Source organism: Shewanella aegiceratis (genome assembly GCF_019457495.1).
Classification (GTDB): Bacteria; Pseudomonadota; Gammaproteobacteria; order Enterobacterales; family Shewanellaceae; genus Shewanella; species Shewanella loihica.
Window position 1 is genome coordinate 3067581 of record NZ_CP080416.1, and the last position, 19577, is coordinate 3087157.

Sequence of the window (19577 nt, forward strand, 5' to 3'; positions counted from 1 at the left end):
TAAGGACTGCAATGAACACTGCGCTAACAGCTAAGAACGCCCTAAAACAACAAAATCAAGAACTCCTAGAACGTTTCAGCGCCGGCGAATCTGTGACCGCCCTGGTCAGCCAACGCTGCCGTTTCGTCGATGAACTCCTTATTGCCCAGTGGCAAGCCCATCAGCTCGATACCACGCCCGTGGCGCTAATCGCCGTCGGCGGCTATGGCCGGGGGGAACTGCATCCCCAATCCGATGTGGACCTACTCTTCCTTATCCAAGGGTCGCTCGCCCCAAGTGACGAAGCCAAACTCAGTCAGTTTATCGCCTTCCTCTGGGATGCGGGTCTCGAGGTGGGTCACAGCGTCAGAACAATTGATGAGACCATAGCTCAGGGCAAGGCCGACATCACCATCGCCACTAACCTGCTGGAAGCCAGATTACTCTGTGGCCCCCAGGCTATGTTTAATACTCTGTATGACAAGGTGCGCGAAGGTGACTTCTGGCCCGCTAGCGACTTCTTTGTCGCCAAGCGCGATGAACAGGTGGCGCGCCATGCCAAGGCCAGCGCATTCGATCTCGAGCCCAATCTCAAATCCTGCCCGGGCGGTCTGAGAGACATTCAGACCATCACCTGGGTAGCGATGCGCTACTTCGACGCCAGTTGCGCCGAGGAGCTGGTTGCCCACGGCTTTCTGGAGCAGGATGAACTCGAGGAGCTGCTGGAGTGTCAGGGCTATCTCTGGCAGCTGCGCTTTGCCCTGCACCTGATCTCGGGGCGCGACGAGAACCGCCTGCTGTTCGACCTGCAGCGTCAAGTGGCGGAGCTGCTCGGCTACAAGGATGAGACCCAACTTGCGGTCGAGCAGATGATGAAGCGCTACTATCGCACCGTACGCCGGGTGATGGAGCTCAACCAGATGCTGCTGCAACTCTTCAAGCGCGCGACCCTGGGCCACACCAAGGAGCTGGAGATCCAGCCCATAGACGAGGATTACCAGCGCCGCGGCAGCTTTATCGAATCTCTGCAGGCGGATCTGTTCCATGACCCGGTGGAGATCATGCGCCTCTTCCTGCACACGGCGCGCAACTCTAATATCAAGGGGATCTACGCCCCTACCCTGCGTAGCCTAAGGCGCGCCCGCCGCGCTCAGCAGACTCCCCTGATGGACAACGAGGATTGCCGCAAGGTGTTCCTGGAGATCTTACGTCACCCTCGGGGCATCGCCTCTCTCTCCCTGATGCACCGTCACGGCATACTGTCGGCCTACCTACCCGCCTGGCGCAACATCGAGGGGCAGATGCAATTCGACCTCTTTCACGCCTACACGGTCGACGAACATACCCACAGACTGCTGCTCAACATCGACAGATTCTCACAGACGGAGCAAAAGGATGAGTTCCCCTTAGGCTCCATACTGATCAATCAGCTGCCGAAGAAGGGGCTGCTGGTGCTTGCGGCCATCTTCCACGATATCGGCAAGGGACGCGGCGGCGATCACAGTAAACTCGGCGCGGTGGATGCCCAAGAATTTTGCGATCTGCATGGCCTCAACAAACATGATGGTCGCCTGGTGAGCTGGTTGGTGGAAAATCACCTGGTGATGTCGGTCACCGCCCAGCGCCGGGATATCTCGGATCCCGATGTGGTGGCCGAGTTTGCCGACAGGGTGCGTGACGCCGTGCATCTTAGCTACCTCTACTGTCTCACGGTCGCCGATATTTGCGCCACCAACGAGAAGACCTGGAACAACTGGAAGGGCTCGCTGCTGCGGGATCTCTACTTCTCCACCCAAAGGGTGCTTGCCCGGGGCAAGGAGAAGCCGGTGGATATTCGCGCCCGCGTGCGCGAGCATCAGGGCAAGGCGAAGAAGGAGCTGCTGCGCCGCGGGATCAAGGAGAAGAGTCTTGATACCCTGTGGCAACGATTCAAGGCCGACTATTTCCTGCGTCATCAGCCCAATCAGGTGGCCTGGCACGCCGAGGCGATACTCAAACACAAGCACGATGAGGCCCTGGTGTTGATCTCCAAGCACACCACCCGCGGCGGCACCGAGCTGTTTGTCTACAGTCAGGATAAGCCTAAGCTGTTTGCCACAGTGATGGCCGTACTGGATAACAAGAATATCAATGTCCATGACGCCAGCATCATGACCTCAAAAGATGGCTACGCACTGGATTCTTTTGTCATTTTAGAGCAAGATGGCAGCCCGGTGTCGCAGATCTCCCGCATCCAGGGGATCAAAAAGGCACTGGTGAAAACCTTAAGCAATGACACGGCGAAATTGCCGAAATTTAAGAAGCTGCCCCGTAAGATGAAACCTTTCAGGGTACCGACCCTGGTAAGCTTCCTACCGGCGCGCAAACAAGGCACCAGTATGATGGAGCTGATCGCCCTGGACAGCCCAGGATTATTGGCCAAGGTGGGTGATATCTTCTATCGTTGTGAGATCACCCTGTTGGCGGCGAAGATCACCACCATTGGCGAGCGCGCCGAAGATTTCTTTATGTTGCAGACACAAGATGGGCAGCAACTGAACGAGACACAACAAGAGGCGCTCAGTGAAGCACTGGTCAAGGCGCTCGATACGCAAAACCAAGTTTAATCAACAGACAATTTTATGATAATTGGGAGACGTTAATGGAGGCTTTACGCCAACGTATAGAAGCAGCTTTTGAAGCTCGCGCAGAAATCACCCCTACCACGGTCGAGCCGAGTGTTCGCGCCGACGTTGAGAAAGCCATCGCCATGCTAGACACAGGTGAAGCGCGCGTCGCCGAGAAGATCGACGGTCAATGGCATGTGCACCAGTGGCTAAAGAAAGCCGTATTACTCTCTTTCCGCATCTTCGACAACCAGGTGATCGACGGCGCGGAAACCAAGTTCTTCGACAAAGTACCGATGAAATTTGCCGACTATGACGAGGCACGTTTCAAGCAGGAAGCGATCCGTGTGGTACCACCTGCCGCTGTGCGTAAAGGCTCTTTTATCGGCAAGAACACCGTACTCATGCCGTCTTACGTTAACCTCGGCGCCTATGTCGATGAAGGCACCATGGTTGATACCTGGGCGACCGTTGGTTCGTGCGCCCAGATTGGTAAGAACGTGCACCTTTCAGGCGGTGTCGGCATCGGCGGCGTGTTGGAGCCGCTACAGGCAGGCCCTACCATCATCGAAGACAACTGCTTCATCGGTGCGCGCTCAGAGATCGTCGAAGGCGTAGTGGTCGAAGAAGGCAGTGTTATCTCTATGGGGGTATACATAGGCCAGAGCACCCGCATCTATGACCGTGAAACCGGCGAGATCCACTATGGCCGTGTGCCAGCGGGTTCGGTTGTCGTATCAGGCACCCTGCCCTCTCAGTGTGGCAAATATAACTTGTATGCCGCCATCATAGTGAAAAAGGTCGATGCCAAGACTCGCGGTAAGGTAGGTATCAACGAGTTGCTACGCATCGTCGATTAATTCCTATCGCACCCTAACCTTAAAAAGCCAGGTATTCACCTGGCTTTTTTACCCCTAAAGGGATATCCAGACATATTCTGTTACTCCCAGACATAGCCTGATCCAGTCCTCACATACCGATACATTTCGCGACAAATAGCTAACAGCTTTTCGCTAAATAAAGGGCTTTACTCATAGTCGATCCCAACGGAAATATGCTAGGAGCACAAAATGAGAAAGTTACTAACGATTGCCGCCATCGCATTAGCCCCACTGGCTTTTTCTTCTCAAGCCGCCATGTCGCCTCAGATGGAAAAAACCTTAGTTGCCGTATGCAAAGCCGGCGCAAGCAACAGCATTATTGAATTTAACGGTACAATGAAAGAGTATCGCATCAACAAACAGCGCGTCTTCCCTCGCCTTGTCTGCAATGACCAGAGCTTCCATCAATTTGCTCTGAGCAACGGCGCCGATCGCACTGCCGCTAAGATTGAACGCTACAGCTTAGGTACTGTGACCATTAAAGATCTCGCCATGAACTATGGTGACGAAGAGATTTTAGCCGTTAACTTCTAAGGTAATAAGCTTTGGCAATAAGCTGACCAGCTGCTAAAAACCAATAAAAAAGAGCCTACAGGCTCTTTTTTATTAACTATAAATTATAGATTTGCTCGGTACTACAGACTAGAAGACCACAGTCTTGTTACCGTAGACGATCACCTCTTCCTGCAACACCAATTGTAACGCCTTACTCAGCACACTCTTCTCCACATCCCGGCCACACCTGGCCAGCTCCTCGGCGCTGTAACTGTGATCCACAGGGATCACATCCTGTTTGATAATCGGCCCTTCATCCAAGCAGTTGTTTACGAAGTGGGCCGTGGCACCGATGATCTTCACCCCACGCTCCCACGCCTGACGATAGGGCGAGGCGCCGATGAAGGCTGGCAAAAACGAGTGATGAATATTGATGATACGGTTTGGATATTGCTCGACAAACTCTGGGGTCAGCACCCGCATAAATTTCGCCAGCACCAGATAGTCAGGGTCATGTTGCGCAATCACGGCTAACATCGCCTGCTCATGCTCATGGCGCGTCTTGCCCTCATGAGAGACACAGTAGAAAGGCACCTCAAACTTATCGGCCAGCGGCTTTAGCGTGTCGTAATTTCCGACGATAGCGGCTATCTCCACATCCAGGCCACCATAATAGGCCTTCATCAGGATATCCCCGAGGCAATGGGCCTCCTTGGTCACCATCACCACCACGCGCTTCTTGCCCTTAACCACCAGCTTACGATGACGCTGCTCAGGCAGCACCTCATCAATATCGGCCAGGAACTTTGCCTCATCGAACACCCCTTCCAACTCGGTGCGCATAAAGAATCGCCCCTGAGCATTGTCGACAAATTCACTGTTCTTAACGATATTGAGCCCGTGGGCATAACAGACACCCGTGATCTTAGTGATAAGTCCTGGTGCGTCGGCACAATCTGTGATTAAAACTCTCTGTTGCATCTTCTCTACCTCTAAATGTCTAACCTTTCAATTTCACGATTTGTGCCTATCTAGATAGCGCTGCAATAAACGCCTGATACTCTCCGCTTTCGTGCCATAAACCAACTGAACCCCGTTGCCGACCAATACCACGCCCTTGGCGCCCAGCTTGTTGAGCTGGGCCTTATCCACCAGCTCGGCATGTTTCACACTGATGCGTAGTCGTGTCAGGCAGGCGGTTAATTCATTGATATTATCCTGTCCGCCCAACGCGGTGATCATGGAGATCAGCCCGGCCCGCTGGCCGCTGCCCGCCTCCATACGCCCCGGGGTCTTAAGGTTAAACGCCAAGATGGCGCCGCGAAACACCAGATAATAGATAACCGCCGTGAGGGGGCCTAGAATCAAAAACCATTCTACATTTCTGGACTGTCCCAGCAATAGACTGAAATCGACTAAGCCATGGGAAAATACCACGCTATGGTGGATATCCAGCGAAATCGTCACCGCATAGGCGATCCCCGTCATCAGGGCATGCAGAATAAACAGCAGCGGGGCGACGAACATGAAGGCAAATTCGATGGGCTCGGTGACCCCGGTCAGCCAACAGGCAGTAGCCGCCGACAGCATGATCCCGGCGACCCGGTTACGCTCGTGTTTATCGGCGCAGCGCCAGATGGCCAGCGCGGCCGCAGGCAGGCCCCACATCTTAATCAGGTAACCACCGGCCAGATTTCCGGCCTGGGGGTCACCGGCCAGATAGCGGGCCACTTCGCCTCTTACCCATTCATCGCCATTGAAATACTGACCCATCTCAAGGTAAAAGGGGGCATTCCAGATATGGTGTAGCCCAAGTGGGATCAGCAAGCGTTCCACCATGCCATATACGGCAAAGGCCGAGGCGGGTTCCTGATAGACGGCCCAGTTTGAGATCTGCTCGATCCAACTAGACAATAAAGGCCACAGGAGCAGAAACAGGTAGGCCAGCAAGATGGCCATCGGCAGCATTAACAGCGGCGCCGAGCGGCGTCCCTCGAAGAAGGAAAACACCGCCGGCAGGCGTATACGCTCGCTGTGCTTGACCGCAAGACAGGTAAAGGCGCCCACCATCATGCCACCGGCAATGCCCGTGTCTATGGTGGCCTGCCCCAATATCATCTCAGTCGGCAAATGATAGATCTTCGCCAGCGCCGACAGGCTAGAGAAGAAGACGCCATAGCCGAAGACCGCACTGAAGGCGGCTATCCCCTGATCTCGGCAGAAGCCTATGGCAATAGTGACCGCAAACAGCATGGGCATCATGGAGAACACCAGGTTGCCCACGGTCCACATGAGTGTGGCGAGATCCGCCGAAATAAAAGGAATGGGATTGGTCGCAAGACCAATCATCACCCCCGCCGCGGGCAAGATGGCGATAGGCAGCAGCAGGGCCTGGCTCAGCCGCTGGGCAAACTTAAACCATTGACGACTGATCCGGCTCAGTCGGCCGCGTGGTCGTTGATGAGTTGGGTCCATTGGGTTAACCATGCTTTTGCTTCTACTTCCGGCTCCATCGTCTCACAGGCATCTATCTTAAGCAGTTCACCTATGCGCGTGCCGCCAAGCTCAGTTAACAACTCATCGAAACGTATACCGGCGAAACAGAAGGTCTCATAGCTCGAGTCCCCCAGCGCCACGACACCATATTCGAGCTTTGGCAGGTAAGGCGCCTCGCCTCTGAGGGTCTCAAACCAGGGGCTAATATCATCGGGCAGATCGCCCTGCCCCGTGGTAGAAGTGACCACCAGCAGCAACTCATCCTCGGGCGGTACGAAGCCATTTAGGGTCTCAGGCGTCATCAGAGTGACCTGGATATCTTTGGCCAATAGCTCTTCTTGCAGGGTCTCAGCAACAAACTGTGCATTGCCATAGACAGTTCCATATACCAGATTCACTTTTCTCATGTTTTACTTAGCCCTTAGCGCATTAATTACTTATACTCTAAACATACTTTATTGAAAGCTTGATAGCTACACTAGGTTATTGAGTTTCAAGGATCAATTCGATGCGACACTCGAGCCGACAGAAACATCTAAAGCATGTTCACCGCAGCGCGCACATCAGGCGCATGTGTTATTTCAGAACTGTTCAGTCCCTCTCGCTCAACCCGCATCCCCCATCAGAAATTGACCTCCCCGAAGAGAGGCTATCGCCCCTAACAGTGATTAAATCGGCCTGCGCGCTGGTCAAGTAACCCTAAGGCCCGAACTTCAAGTATCGAGTCACGGGCCTTTGGGTTGGGTGGCATAAACTTCTCTAGGCGCTCACCTTTAGCAGTTAAGCCTCACAGATAAGTAGCGCTTGTTCGCCACTCAGCTGCTGATCATCCCAGCCGAGCAGTTCAAACAGCGACAGCCACTCGGCCTCTAGCTCTGTCTCCACCGCTATTCGCTCGCCACTTCGCGGATGATTGAACTCAAGTTTCTTGGCGATCAGCCATAAACGATTGATGCCAGCGTGCTCGCGCATGAAACGGTTCTGCTTGCCGTCACCATGGGTAGTATCGCCAATGATGGGATGGCGCAGGTGGGCCATGTGCCGACGCAGCTGATGCTTGCGCCCCGTATGGGGAGTTAGCTGAACCAAGGCATAGCGACTGGTGGCATAGCGGCCAGAAGGATAAGGGATCTCACAATTGAGTAAGGGCTGATAACTGGTCTGCGCCTCCTGCGCCGCCTTATTGGGGTCGACATTCTTGTCACCCAGCTCATCGAGCTCCTGCTTCAAAGGGTAATCCAGCAGCCCGGGCTCGTGCATGTTCCCCCTGACCAGGGCAACATAATGCTTTTGCACCGACTTGCTGGCGAACTGTTCACACAACTGATTCGCCATCTCACTGCTCTTGGCAAACAGCAGTACACCCGAAGTCGGCCTGTCGAGACGATGGACTGGAAACACATGGCAGCCCACCAAATCCCGCGTCATCTGCATGGCGAAATATTTTTCCCGCCGCGCCAGATAACTGCGGTGCACCAGCAGACCAGCGGGCTTATGGATGGCGACAAGATCGTCATCTTCATAGAGGATCTCGATTGTCGGTGCCACTTCTACGGCAAGGCTGTCATCGTCTCCAGCTAGTTGCTCGTTAAGGTTTTCCATGGTTTCAGGGTTATTTAGATCCACTCAAATGCTCATCTAATTGATTAATAATGGTGATTAATACTCGCATCTCGCCCCGACCCTGCCACACATGCTCGGCCATGGGAGCCAAGGCAATCTGACTGGGCAGCGCGCCATTAACGGCGATGATCTCGCCCATCTTGGGCAGAAAGATAAACTGCAGCCACTGCTCAAATGTCATCGACTCGCAGGCAAAGGGCGTCGGGTCCGCCATCGCCTCGGCAGAAGGCGGCTGGTCTTGCCACAATTGCAGTCGTTTCAATTCGGCTTCGATAAGCCTGAGCTGTTTTTCGGTATAGAGAGACACACTTTCCTCAATGATATCTTTCGCCGCGGCGCCTAAGCCTTTACATGAACCCGAGTCAGCACATGAGTCAGTACAAGAGCTTTAGCCTGCGAGCTATTTCGGCCGAAATTGTACCATCTCAGCGGACTTCTCCCTATAATAAGCGCCATTTAATCTGTTCCCTGTAAGCAAGACGGCATTCTAATGACTGAAATTACCACTCTTACTCAATTTCTCAGCACGGCTAACACCCAATTCCAAGTCTATGATCTCGGCCGCCGGGTACAGCATATTGACATGATGGCCTTCTCCCAGATTGAGGCGCTCCAGGCCCCTTATCCCTCGCCTATCCAAGGCCATGCCCAATTTGCCATCGTCTTCTGGGACGACTCCAACCAACACTTCATCTGGTTCCTTAAGCTCCCCTTGGATGAACGAGGCCTACTCTCACCTGCGCCGAGAACCCAGTTTATTCGTATGGTGATAGAGGCGCTGGGCAGCGATCCAACCCAGGCGCTCTCACAAGATCAGCAAGACAAGCTCGCCAACCATCCCTTCGCCTTTAAACCAAGCGCGGAGAAGCTGGCGCTGTTCAACGCCTTGGTACGTAAACAGCTGGGCCTGCCCGCCTCGGCGCAATATGAATTTGCCTATCAATACCTATCGGGGCAAGTATCACCTGAGCGTTGGCAAAATGTGGGATTACAGGGATTAGCGGATATCTGCGTGCGCGCCGCGGCGCTCGACCACAATGAGCAGCTGCTTAACGCCTTTGAACACAGCACAGACGAAGTCAAGATAGCCCTGTGCCAACAGCTGGAGCACATCACGCTCGAGGCGCCTTTAGCCGAGCGGCTGTTAAGCGCGTTTTATCAGGCCAGTCCCGAACAGAGACTCTACTATCTGCGCGCTCTGGCCTCGGCGCCAGCCCTTGCACAGCAAGCGATACAATATCTGGATGAGCAAGATGCGCTGGATGACAACGCCTTAATCACCATTGCGGGCCGAAATTGGATCGCATTAAAAGACGATCAGACTCGCAAGATCTATCTCGAGGCCTTAGCAAAACAACCCCAGGGCTTCTTTAACCAGATCTTTGCTGATATTGTGGCAATTCCAGCTATACGAACTCAACTATTGATGGCATTAAGAGACAGCGAGCGCAGCCAAGCCCTCGCCAACGCCATAGGTGGACTCTTTAGGGTGACCAAAGCATGATGACAGACTTTTTAATGATCGCCGCGCTGGTGATCATTGCCGCCTTCTTCTGGCAATTACGCCAGATGGCGGAGCTGAGCCGGGTATTTGCCAGCAGTGAATGCAAGAAACAGCGAGTGCAGCTCCTGGCTATCGCCATGGAATCGGCCCGACCCAGCGTGGGGGGCACTAGCGGACTGACCTGGAAAGCCAAGTTCTTGATGGAGTTCAGCACCGACGGTATCAATCAATATCGCGCCCATATCTGGATGCATGGTAAGAAGATAGAGAAGATTCAGTGGCCTATCTTTCCCGAACCCGAATGGTTGCAAGCCCCAGAGGCACGAGGTTCGGTCGGCGGCAGCTGTGGCAGTCGCGGCGGTTGCAACTCTGGCGGCTGCAAGTAAGCATTAAGTACGCATCGACGGCTGCCTCGCATTCCTAATACTCACTAACATTAGTGTTCAACCGGTAGCCACGCATAATGCCAATCGTAGTAAATAACTGAGCATGCTAGCTTGTTAAAACGTCCGATAACGGTGTTATCATTTTTGATTGTAGAATAACTACTTATCAAAAAATGCTGCCTTATTCTCTAACGTTTTTCCCGCGCTATTTCTGTTCACTTACTTACCGTGATTGGTATAAATCCAGGCGCCTGCTATTACCAACAGAGCTCCAATTCTAAAACCCAAATAAAGAAAAAGCGCGGCTCAATTAAGAGTCGCGCCTTCTATCTTTTTCGCTAAGCAATCCAGCTATTTTAGTGCTCCCTGCTCCATCCTTGCGAATTTATGCTCCTTGCATCTTCCTTGGTCCATCTATTCCTTGTACCTTTTAGCACTTCCATACTAAGGTACCGTCCCTGAGCTTGGTCATCCATTTACCAAGTTTGCTTAATCCCTAAGCATGTCCAGTCTCTTCCTTGGGATTCCTTTCCTACACTCCTTGTCATCTGCCATCCTAGGCAGATATCCATCATCCGTGAGTGTTTGGCCTTCCCTAGTTGTCGACTCTTCCGTGAGTTGCCATCCTTGTACCATCCTTGCCATCATCATCCTGATGATGTGTAGGTCATCCTAACCCGTCCTTGCGCATTCATCCTTGAACACTGTTAATTCTAGCGTCCCTGTCGCCCAATAATAGGGATGGAAAAAATTCTGCTTAAGGAGTCACATTATTGCCATCTTACCGCTTAACTATAAACGACTGAATTTCAAAACAAATAAACACCGTTACAGATATAGATAGCATGTTATCAGCTTTATCTCGCACATCAATGTAAGAGATGTCTCACATGGCGGCGGGCACTTTCTGTGAGCTAAGGCCAACTCCAGCAAAACCTTTTACTCAATGCCCCTAGAACTCTGGATTCCCTAGCTAAAAAGAGGGGCTAAAAAAATCAAGCAGAAAAAGAAAAGGCGCACTATAAAGTGCGCCTTTCTATACTCTTGTGTTAGCCATCCCGCTATCGCCGTGCTCCCTGCATCATCCTGATCACATCGGCGTCCTGCCGTCTCCAATTCCTGAGACATCCTGTCTTATTCTTCCCTGGGTGGTCGACTCATTCAACCACGCTCCCACATCCTATGGGTTCCAACGCATCCTGCCATTATCCTTCTATGCTTACTCTTACCAGTTCCTTAGGTAAGCAATTCCTTGATAAACAGTCCTTGGTTACACTCACAATCCCTTGAGTGGCAATCCTTTTAGCAATAGTCCTTTTAGCGATAGTCCATTTTGCTGAAGTCCATTTCGCGATAATCCCTATCGCCTATCTTCCTAAAGCATCCTGCTCTCATCCCTGACGCTAAGATTCTCGCTTCCTCGACAATCTCTCTATCCTTGGCTTTCCTTCGCCATCCGTATTGCTTAAGTAAGCTCCTTAACATGAGTTCAGTATACTTAACGCTGCGCTAGAATGTACGCTATCAGAAACAATTGTAAACCGTTTAAATTTTAACCGCAGGCAAATATACAGTTAACTTATTGAACATTAATGATATTCAAATATCCGCAGGCGAAAACAGGGTTGATTTCAGGAGAAAGACTCACATGTTTGTAAGCGATCTCTCACAAGCGACCTAGCAAATTGTGAGTCGCCGCATCCTTCGCTAAGTTTATTCACCGCTGCGCTAGGACAATCATATTCACCGGCTCATTCAATGTTTGTGGGTCAAAGGCTCAATAAGACACTTCCTAGCCGACGCTAAAAAACTAATGATTAACGAGTCTGTTATTAGCTCGACGAGCGCTATTAGATGAAGACTTAATAGCTGAGAAGCTATTAGGTGAAGACTTAGTTAGAGGAGAACTTATTAGCTGAGAACTTATTAGCTGAGAACTTATTAGCTGAGAACTTATTAGCAAAGAACTAATCAGACGATTATCGACTAGGCCCATCATAACCTGGCCATTAGTGACCTGGCCATTAATGACCTTGCTATTAATGACCAGACGCTAAATATTCAGCCTTAATGCCCAGCCTCATAATGTCCAGGCGCTCAATATCCAAATTATTCGCGATTGGCCCTCATCGACGGCCGGTTAGCCACTGGGCCAACATCACCCAGTCGGCAATGAAGCTATATAAGGGGTACTCGAAGGTTGCGGGCCGGTTTCGCTCAAACACGAAATGCCCTATCCAGGCTGCGCCATAACCCAGAACAGGCAGCAGCCAGAGTAGCCAATACTTGGCTAGCACTATGGCCACCACCAGGAGCGCGATCACCGACAGGCTACCCACATAATGCAAGGCGCGGCATCTGGGATCCCTATGTTGCGACAGGTAGAAGGGATAGAAGTCTTTGAAGTTGGTGTAGCGCTTACTCAATCTCAGGGCTCCGGTAGAAAAGCAGCTCGCCCGGCACGCCGCCTATGACAAGGCGCTCGATGGGGGCAAAATCCATGGAGGAAAACAGGTGGGCATGATCATCCTGGGTCACGTAAACCCCAACCCCTTCGAGCTCCGGTTGCTCGTCGCACCAGCTCATCACAGCCTGGATCAAACGTCTACCTAACCCCTTATGCTGCTCTATCGGTGTGACGGCAATGAACTGCAATATGCCACATTGAGTGCTGGGTAGATGCTCTAGAATCGAAGATTCTTTCTTCATCAGCGCCTGGGTCGACTGCCAGCCGGCGCTCAGCAACATCTTCAGGCGCCAATGCCAGTATCTGGCCTCCCCCAATGGCACCTGCTGGGTCACGATACAGGCCAAGCCAATCAGGCGCTCCTCCTCAAACAGGCCGATCAATGCCTGCTCCTCTTGCCACAGGGTGTGCAGTTCCTCGCGAATGGCACCGCGTAGCTTCTGCTCATATTGCGCCTTGTCTCCCTTATGCAGGGCAGCAATAAAGAAGGGGTCGTCATGGTAGGCGTTATAGAGAATCGAGGCGGCGACGCGTAGGTCTTCGGCGGTTAAATAGACAGCTTTATAGGTTTCGTTAACAGGTGGGGTAGCTGTTGTCATCATTGCTGTTATTCCTTGATCCAGATCAACATGGTCCAATGTAACAAGCTTGTAAAAAAGTGCAAACTTTAATCGATTCGAAACTTTATCAATTTATCGCATACTAAATAGAAGCACCTCATCATCAACAAGCGAGGGATAAGATGGACATCACACAACCGGATCTAGCCACCCTATTTGACCAACTCGGCCTGCCGAGTGAACCCGATGCCGTTGAGGCTTTCATCAAGCAGCATTCCATCTCCGCGGAGATCCATATCGCCGAGGCCCCCTTTTGGACCCAGGCCCAGAGGCATTTTTTAGCCGAAGCCTTAGCAGAAGATGCCATGTGGACAGAGGTGATCGATCACCTCGATGCCCAGCTTCGCACTTAGATAGCGAGGCTTAAACATCCTCTTATGACTCGGGTATCTGGGACTAAAGAATAGGCTTAAAAGTTAGGCTTCGAAAAGTCTCACTTGTGAATGGCTTATACAAAAAAGGCAAGCCGAACTGGCTTGCCTTTTTACTAAAGAGTATCCCATTACATGTTGTGGTAAGCCTTCTCACCCCAGCCCACGACGCGATTGTCTGTGATCACGATAGGCGTACATTCATCCTTGGTGGTGGTGCCATCTTCGCGCGTACGCTGGGTACGATAGTAGAGCACGTTGATCGTCTTATCTTGCTTGGTATAGGCCTCGTTAAAATCGGCGGTGCCCATAAGTGTCATCACCTGATCGCGCGTCATCCCCAAGGACAACTTAGACAAATTCACGCGATTCTGCTCCTGCACGCGCTCCCAAGAATTACCCGTGCTCCAGCCCTTGTCGCCTTCACCCACATTCAATACACACCCAGATAGCGCTATACTGGTCGCGCCGAAGACCAATGCTGTTATTAATTTTGTTTTCACTTTCACGTCCTGTTTATCTATTATAACTGGATTCAGGTAAAGCAAAGCTTATGCCAAACAGATATATCTATAATTTTCAACACCTTGAAGCAGGCCCAAGGTTCAAGAGTATGTCTGTCAGGCTAAAAAGTAAGGAATTTCACCAATCATGAGTCCACTCGAACAGGTGCTGGTCGCCGCACGTAAATTGAGTCTGGCGGGTAAGCCTCCCAGCCTGGCATTGATCAAGGCAAATCTGGGCAACTCGCTGCCCATGCCTATCCTGGTTCAAGGATTACAACGCTTTAAATCTATGTCAGCCGATGAGCAGGCGGCGATAGTGGTAACCTCGACCGCGCCAGCAGCAAATGTCCAAAGCGACGACGCTACGCCAACGCTGGCGCAGCTCGCCGAGCAGGTTGCCAGGCTCACAGCCAATCAACAGGCCTTGGTTGAGCGTATCAGCGAACTCGAAGCCAAATTGAACGACAAGGACCCTCGCTGATGCACGTGGTGGAACTCAGATTCGAGTGTTTTGACAACACCACTATTACGGCCGCCGAACGCGCGATTAATGGTCTGATGGAAGCCTACCGGGCCAATGGCCAGGTACTAGGCCGAGAATTTGCCGTGGCCTTCAATGAAGGGGAGTTCAGGGTACGCCTGCTGCTGCCAGAAAAGAGTAGCCTGGCCAAACGATTCAACAGCCCCTGGGTCAATTACGCGCTCGAGGAGCTTACCCAGGCTAAGCTGCTGCATCCAAGGGAAAAATATATCGGCCAGGATATCAACTCTGAAGTCAGCAGCACTGAGACGCCCAGCTGGCAACTGCTCTACACCAGCTATGTACACATGTGCTCGCCGCTACGAAACGGCGATACCCTGCAACCCATTCCCCTGTATCAGATCCCTGCAACCTTCAACGGCGATCACAAACGGGTGATCAAGTGGCAAACCGAATGGCAGGCCTGCGATGAACTGCAGATGGCGGCGGCCACTAAGGCGGAGTTCGCCGCCTTAGATGAATTGAGCCAGTGTGACAGCGACCTGTTTCGCCGAGGCTGGGATCTGCGTGGACGCATCGAATATCTCACCAAGATCCCCACCTACTACTATCTCTACCGCGTGGGCGGCGAGAGCCTGGCCGCCGAGCAGCAAAGGCCCTGTCCTCGCTGCGGTAACACTCACTGGCTATTGGAAACCCCTTTGCTGGATCTTTTCCACTTCAGGTGCGACAACTGCCGCATCGTCTCCAACATCTCCTGGGATCATCTCTAATGGCGGTTCGCGCTCACTCTCTTCTCGCGAGCTAATTATCTTTCAACACGCCGACTATCTCCTTGAGCCTAGGTGCCGCCACATGGTCTTGAGTCGCTGCCAAATCCCGGGATGATCCATCTCGGGCATAGGCACTTCAACCGGCTTTTGCGGCGGACAGACTCGCGGGCGAAGAGAGGCGATAAAATCATCCAGGCTAGCGGCCAATTGCCTATGTGGCTGCTCGCCTGGGATCTCTATCCAGACGCTGCCGGTCTCGTTCTCCACCACCAGCATCTCATCCCCCTCCCCCAGCACACCGATAAACCAGGTCGCAGGCTGTTTCAGCTTCTGCTTCATCATCAGATGGCCGATAAGGTTTTGCTGCAGATATTCAAAATCTTGTTGGTTCCAGGGCTGCAACAACTCACCCTCACCAAAGTCTGAGTCAAACATCAACGGCGCCGCAAAGTAACGCCCGTAGAAGGCCTGTATGCTTGGATGCAGTGTGATTGAGAGGGCATGCTCTATGTTATCAAACAGCCCCCGGCTGTCGCGTTTTACCGCCTGCCACTGCACCGAACGCTCGGGCGAGGCATCGACCTTCTCCTGATCACACTCCAGCACGCAGGGAGAGGCCTCCCCTAGCGGGAAATAACGGGGCGATTCCCCCAGTCTATCGCTATAGGCTTGATGATAAAGCGTAAAAAATTGATCCAGTGCAGGCAAAGAAGACACTTAGCAGTTACCCGAATTTTAAGTATAATGTGCGCCTATTTTGACATGGAAAAACGATTGATGACACAGGTTCATGACCCTTATCGCGACGCCCCCGCGTTGTCCAAACTGACCTTAGGTAAATCGACCGGCTATCAGGCCCAATACGATGCCTCCCTGCTACAAGGCGTACCACGCCAGCTCAATCGGGATGCCATCGCCTTAGGCGATACCCTGCCCTTCCATGGCGCCGACATCTGGACCGGCTATGAACTCTCCTGGTTAAACGCCAAAGGCAAGCCCATGGTGGCCATCGCCGAGTTTATCCTCGACTTCAACAGCGACAATCTGATCGAGTCCAAGTCTTTCAAGCTCTATCTCAACAGCTTCAACCAGACCCGTTTCGACTCCATCGAGCAGGTTCAGCAGACCCTGGCTAAGGATCTGTCGGCCTGCGCAGGCGGTGAGGTAGTGGTCAAGATCATCGAGCCAAAGCAGTTCGCCCATCAGCGCGTCGTGGAACTGCCTGGCACCTGTATCGACGATCTGGATATTGAGATCGACAACTACGAATTTTCGAGCGACTACCTTATCGACAGCACAGACGACAAGAGCGTGGTGGCCGAGACACTCACCTCTAACCTGTTGAAGTCTAACTGCCTGATCACCTCTCAGCCCGATTGGGGCAGCGTGATGATCCGCTACCAGGGCCCAAAGATAGATCGCGAGAAATTGCTGCGGTATCTGATCTCCTTCAGGCAGCACAATGAGTTTCACGAGCAGTGTGTCGAGCGTATCTTCGTCGACCTCAAGCGCCTGTGTCATTGCGCCAAGCTGACCGTCTACGCACGCTACACCCGCCGCGGCGGCCTAGATATCAACCCCTATCGCAGCGACTTCGAAAATCCACCCGAAAACCATCGACTGGCACGCCAGTAACCTGGTGGATGAAGGATTGAGCCCGCATTAAGCGGGCTTTTTGTTATGAGCCCCAATGAAGTAATAAAAGCGCTACACTCACCTCACGTGCCAACTCATCTCACTTCATCTCACTTCATCTCACCTCAATGCATGCAAAAAATATTATTTAGCACACCTTAAAAAATACCACTTTAGGGATACCTCTAATTTAGTATAAGCTCATGATCTTTATCACAATTATTGACACAAAAAATCAATCACTGTGCAACATTGTTTTAGATCAACAAACCGATCCTTTTGCAGCCCTATAACAGCTCCTGAGCAATGACCAAACAAAAGGATCACAATTAATGAAACTTCACGCCCTCAGCCTCGCCGTGCTTGCCAGCTTGTCCGCCTCTGCCCTTGCGACAGAGAGCATCGATCCCCTCAAGAAAGCCTTTATCGACGATTCTCAAGTCAAAGTGCAGTTCCGCCTGCGCTATGAAGATGTGGATCTGGCCGATGTCGACCAGCAAAATCAAACCACACTGCGTACCCGCCTGACCTATCAAACCGGCGACATCTACAAGCTATTTGCCCTGGCTGAAGTGGACGACGTGCGCTCTACCGACGATGAGCCGCTGATTGCCGACTATGAATATACACAAATTAATCAGGCCTTTATCGGCTACCGCGGCCCGGCCAATACCTTGGCCCAATACGGTCGTCAGCGCATCCTGCTCGACAACCAACGTTTCGTCGGTGGTGTTGGCTTCCGTCAAAATGAACAAACCTATGATGCCTTCTCGGTGAAGAACACTGCGGTCGAGGGGCTGACGGCTTACTACGCCTATGTGAATAACGTTAATCGTATCTTCCCGGAAGGTTCTGGCAAGGATGAGCACAAGAACAAGACCCACCTGGTTAACGTTAACTACAAAGGGTTAGACTTCGTTAAGCTTAGTGGTTACGCCTATCTTATCGACAACGTCAATGTGGCCGCCTTCTCCACCGATACCTATGGTCTGCGCGCCACTGGCGATATCAAGCTGGATCAACTCAAGTTCAACTACGAGGCGGAGTACGCGCAGCAGTCTGAAGGCGGCGACAACCCTGTCAGCTACTCGGCGCCTTACTATAAGCTGGGGGCTGGCGTAAACTTCGATGCCTTCGGCGCGAAAGTGGGCTACGAGGTGTTGGGTTCTGACGATGGCAAGGCGGGCTTTATCACGCCACTGGCCACACTACACGCCTTTAACGGCTGGACAGATAAGTTCCTCTTCGGCGGCAAGGGTAACTGGGAAAACGGTATCGTAGATACTCATGTGATCCTCACCGCAAAGGTTGCAGGCTTGAAACTGTTGGCCAAGTACCACAAGTTTGATTCAGACTACGGCGATGTGGACATGGGTAAGGAATGGGGCGTCTCGGCTACCTATCCTTTCGCCAAGCACTATAGCCTAGGGGTGAAATACGCCAGCTTCAGCGGCGCCGACGCTGGATATGCCTTCTCTAACGACACAGACAAACTCTGGTTGACCTTCCAGGCAAACTACTAAGCCCTTTTCCTATCGCCCGCAGCGGGCGATAGGCGCCAATACTCCCTGAGTAAAAACAGCTTTTGCGGGAAAACCACAGGTGAAAACCTCGGCCTTCCCGCTTTTTTTAGCGGTAAATATCAAGCTAGCTTTTGGTTCAGTTGAAATCTTTAGCTCGGGTGAAGCCTTTGGCCTGGTAAGGCTTATCACTCGGGCAACAAGGCCTGTGCACTTACCATCTCACAGCGTAAATCTAGCGGATCTGTCGATGAGAGGCTCAACGCGAAGCGATACTCATCATCCAGTTGCCACAACATACTCTGCCAGCCCGCAGCCGGTTGAGCCTGTTGTGGGTCATTGCCTAAATCCGTTTGCTGAGAATCTTCTTTAACGATAAACAGGCGCGCCGCCTGCTCAAGTCTGGCTTGTCTGGTATCTAGCCCCTTAAAATTTAGCGCCTGACGCCGAGCCTCGCTCAATTCGAAATAGAAAGATTTGAGCGAGAGTGCCAGCCCAAGCCCCTTGGCCTTGATGTAGGACTCCTTCAACGCCCAGAGATCGAAGAAGCGCTCACGCTGACGCGCGCTCGGCAGCGCCAGCAAGGCCTCTCGCTCCTGGCAGGTGAAGTAATGATTCAGGATGGCATGAATGTTGGTGTTCTGCCTCAGCCGCTCGATATCGACCCCGAGTTCCAGCTGCGGCGCTTGAGCGATAGCCAGCAACATATAGTCGCCACTGTGGCTCAGGTTAAACACCAGCTGGCTGCGCGCAAAAAAAGCTTTGTTGAGCACGGGCTTACCCTTATCCAAATAATCGAAGCGCCACTCACTCGGGGCGATAGCGCCATCTATGTTCGCATTTAATTGGCTTTGGTTTAACGGGCTTTGGTTTAACGAACTTTGGATTAACTGGGTGTGAGATTTTGACAACAGCGCGCGCAGATAGCACCTGACCAGGAGCCCCTTCTCCCTCGCCGGCGCCATTCGATAACGCATCACTTTCTGCTGCTCATCCAAAGGTAAGGTATTGAGCAGATGCGCTTGCAGCTCGCTGCTGAGTCCCGGCAGGTTCAATGGGCACAGATAAAGATGTAGGGGGATAGCGTCGCCGGCGGCCATGTTCAACTCGATTAATTTCCTGCGCTTAATGTCCAGCAGAGGAGGAGAAAAGATAAGAGGCCCAAGCCTAGCATCTCAGGCTTTGAAGTACCACACATGCCTTTTAAGCTGAGCCTTTCAAGCGGCGCCGTTCA

At 52.3% G+C, this 19577-nt stretch carries 20 protein-coding genes; 10 read left to right on the plus strand and 10 right to left on the minus strand.

Annotation, left to right across the window (positions count from 1 at the left end; all coding sequences use genetic code 11):
• The first annotated feature begins 11 nt into the window (after positions 1 to 11).
• The 3 genes from glnD to K0H80_RS13480 all read left to right on the plus strand — a co-directional run bounded on the left by glnD (position 12) and on the right by K0H80_RS13480 (position 4000).
• Positions 12 to 2585, plus strand: a complete 2574-nt coding sequence (glnD, locus tag K0H80_RS13470; RefSeq protein WP_220071906.1) for a bifunctional uridylyltransferase/uridylyl-removing protein GlnD — start codon at positions 12 to 14, stop codon at positions 2583 to 2585.
• 35 nt (positions 2586 to 2620) lie between these two features.
• A complete protein-coding gene (gene dapD, locus K0H80_RS13475; RefSeq protein WP_144200295.1) occupies positions 2621 to 3445 on the plus strand; it encodes a 2,3,4,5-tetrahydropyridine-2,6-dicarboxylate N-succinyltransferase in 825 nt (274 codons plus the stop codon).
• A gap of 210 nt (positions 3446 to 3655) precedes the next feature.
• Positions 3656 to 4000, plus strand: coding sequence for a DUF3718 domain-containing protein (locus K0H80_RS13480; protein WP_011866436.1), 345 nt, complete (start codon positions 3656 to 3658; stop codon positions 3998 to 4000).
• Between the two features lie 108 nt (positions 4001 to 4108).
• Here K0H80_RS13480 and purU read toward each other — a convergent pair whose 3' ends face one another.
• The 5 genes from purU to K0H80_RS13505 form a co-directional block, all read right to left on the minus strand.
• Entirely contained in the window at positions 4109 to 4942 is an 834-nt protein-coding gene (gene purU, locus K0H80_RS13485) for a formyltetrahydrofolate deformylase (RefSeq protein ID WP_220071907.1), read from the minus strand.
• A 33-nt stretch (positions 4943 to 4975) separates the two neighbouring features.
• The gene (locus tag K0H80_RS13490) at positions 4976 to 6448 is read right to left on the minus strand and encodes a PTS transporter subunit EIIC (protein WP_220071908.1); all 1473 of its coding nucleotides are present in this window, start codon (positions 6446 to 6448) and stop codon (positions 4976 to 4978) included.
• On the minus strand, positions 6400 to 6864 hold the full coding sequence (locus K0H80_RS13495) for a flavodoxin (RefSeq protein WP_011866439.1): 465 nt from the start codon (positions 6862 to 6864) through the stop codon (positions 6400 to 6402). Before K0H80_RS13495 ends, K0H80_RS13490 begins: the two co-directional genes overlap by 49 nt.
• Before the next feature lie 373 nt (positions 6865 to 7237).
• Complete coding sequence (gene truC, locus K0H80_RS13500; RefSeq protein ID WP_220073990.1) at positions 7238 to 8059, minus strand: tRNA pseudouridine(65) synthase TruC; 822 nt, start codon at positions 8057 to 8059, stop codon at positions 7238 to 7240.
• 10 nt (positions 8060 to 8069) lie between these two features.
• Positions 8070 to 8387, minus strand: a complete 318-nt coding sequence (locus K0H80_RS13505) for a YqcC family protein (RefSeq protein WP_220071909.1) — start codon at positions 8385 to 8387, stop codon at positions 8070 to 8072.
• 183 nt (positions 8388 to 8570) lie between these two features.
• Between K0H80_RS13505 and K0H80_RS13510 the strand changes: the two genes are divergently transcribed.
• Positions 8571 to 9584, plus strand: coding sequence for a DUF3549 family protein (locus K0H80_RS13510; RefSeq protein ID WP_220071910.1), 1014 nt, complete (start codon positions 8571 to 8573; stop codon positions 9582 to 9584).
• The gene (locus K0H80_RS13515) at positions 9581 to 9970 is read left to right on the plus strand and encodes a DUF3301 domain-containing protein (RefSeq protein WP_220071911.1); all 390 of its coding nucleotides are present in this window, start codon (positions 9581 to 9583) and stop codon (positions 9968 to 9970) included. The genes K0H80_RS13510 and K0H80_RS13515 overlap by 4 nt, the downstream gene beginning before the upstream one ends.
• Positions 9971 to 12096: 2126 nt before the next feature.
• On the opposite strand, the gene K0H80_RS13520 is transcribed toward K0H80_RS13515, so the two are convergent.
• On the minus strand, positions 12097 to 12396 hold the full coding sequence (locus K0H80_RS13520) for an Mpo1-like protein (protein WP_220071912.1): 300 nt from the start codon (positions 12394 to 12396) through the stop codon (positions 12097 to 12099).
• Positions 12389 to 13039: a GNAT family N-acetyltransferase gene (locus K0H80_RS13525; RefSeq protein WP_011866445.1), complete on the minus strand. Its 651-nt coding sequence runs from the start codon at positions 13037 to 13039 to the stop codon at positions 12389 to 12391. Before K0H80_RS13525 ends, K0H80_RS13520 begins: the two co-directional genes overlap by 8 nt.
• Positions 13040 to 13179: 140 nt before the next feature.
• Between K0H80_RS13525 and K0H80_RS13530 the strand changes: the two genes are divergently transcribed.
• Positions 13180 to 13410 (plus strand): DUF2789 domain-containing protein, encoded by a 231-nt coding sequence (locus K0H80_RS13530; protein ID WP_220071913.1) that lies wholly within the window; start codon positions 13180 to 13182, stop codon positions 13408 to 13410.
• A 149-nt stretch (positions 13411 to 13559) separates the two neighbouring features.
• On the opposite strand, the gene K0H80_RS13535 is transcribed toward K0H80_RS13530, so the two are convergent.
• Positions 13560 to 13931 carry a DUF3192 domain-containing protein gene (locus tag K0H80_RS13535; RefSeq protein ID WP_220071914.1) on the minus strand — a complete coding sequence of 124 codons (372 nt, stop codon included), beginning with the start codon at positions 13929 to 13931 and terminating at the stop codon, positions 13560 to 13562.
• A gap of 148 nt (positions 13932 to 14079) precedes the next feature.
• On the opposite strand from K0H80_RS13535, the gene K0H80_RS13540 reads away from it, so the two are divergent.
• The gene (locus K0H80_RS13540; RefSeq protein ID WP_220071915.1) at positions 14080 to 14415 is read left to right on the plus strand and encodes a hypothetical protein; all 336 of its coding nucleotides are present in this window, start codon (positions 14080 to 14082) and stop codon (positions 14413 to 14415) included.
• The gene (locus tag K0H80_RS13545; protein WP_220071916.1) at positions 14415 to 15188 is read left to right on the plus strand and encodes a Zn-ribbon-containing protein; all 774 of its coding nucleotides are present in this window, start codon (positions 14415 to 14417) and stop codon (positions 15186 to 15188) included. The genes K0H80_RS13540 and K0H80_RS13545 overlap by 1 nt, the downstream gene beginning before the upstream one ends.
• A gap of 54 nt (positions 15189 to 15242) precedes the next feature.
• Here K0H80_RS13545 and syd read toward each other — a convergent pair whose 3' ends face one another.
• On the minus strand, positions 15243 to 15905 hold the full coding sequence (syd, locus tag K0H80_RS13550) for a SecY-interacting protein (RefSeq protein ID WP_220071917.1): 663 nt from the start codon (positions 15903 to 15905) through the stop codon (positions 15243 to 15245).
• 60 nt (positions 15906 to 15965) lie between these two features.
• On the opposite strand from syd, the gene queF reads away from it, so the two are divergent.
• Positions 15966 to 16823 (plus strand): NADPH-dependent 7-cyano-7-deazaguanine reductase QueF, encoded by an 858-nt coding sequence (gene queF / locus K0H80_RS13555; protein WP_220060284.1) that lies wholly within the window; start codon positions 15966 to 15968, stop codon positions 16821 to 16823.
• 332 nt (positions 16824 to 17155) lie between these two features.
• Positions 17156 to 18346 carry an alginate export family protein gene (locus K0H80_RS13560; protein WP_220071918.1) on the plus strand — a complete coding sequence of 397 codons (1191 nt, stop codon included), beginning with the start codon at positions 17156 to 17158 and terminating at the stop codon, positions 18344 to 18346.
• 185 nt (positions 18347 to 18531) lie between these two features.
• Here the strand turns inward: K0H80_RS13560 and K0H80_RS13565 are convergent, their stop codons facing one another.
• Positions 18532 to 19443: a 4'-phosphopantetheinyl transferase family protein gene (locus K0H80_RS13565; RefSeq protein ID WP_258406253.1), complete on the minus strand. Its 912-nt coding sequence runs from the start codon at positions 19441 to 19443 to the stop codon at positions 18532 to 18534.
• Positions 19444 to 19577 lie beyond the last annotated feature (134 nt).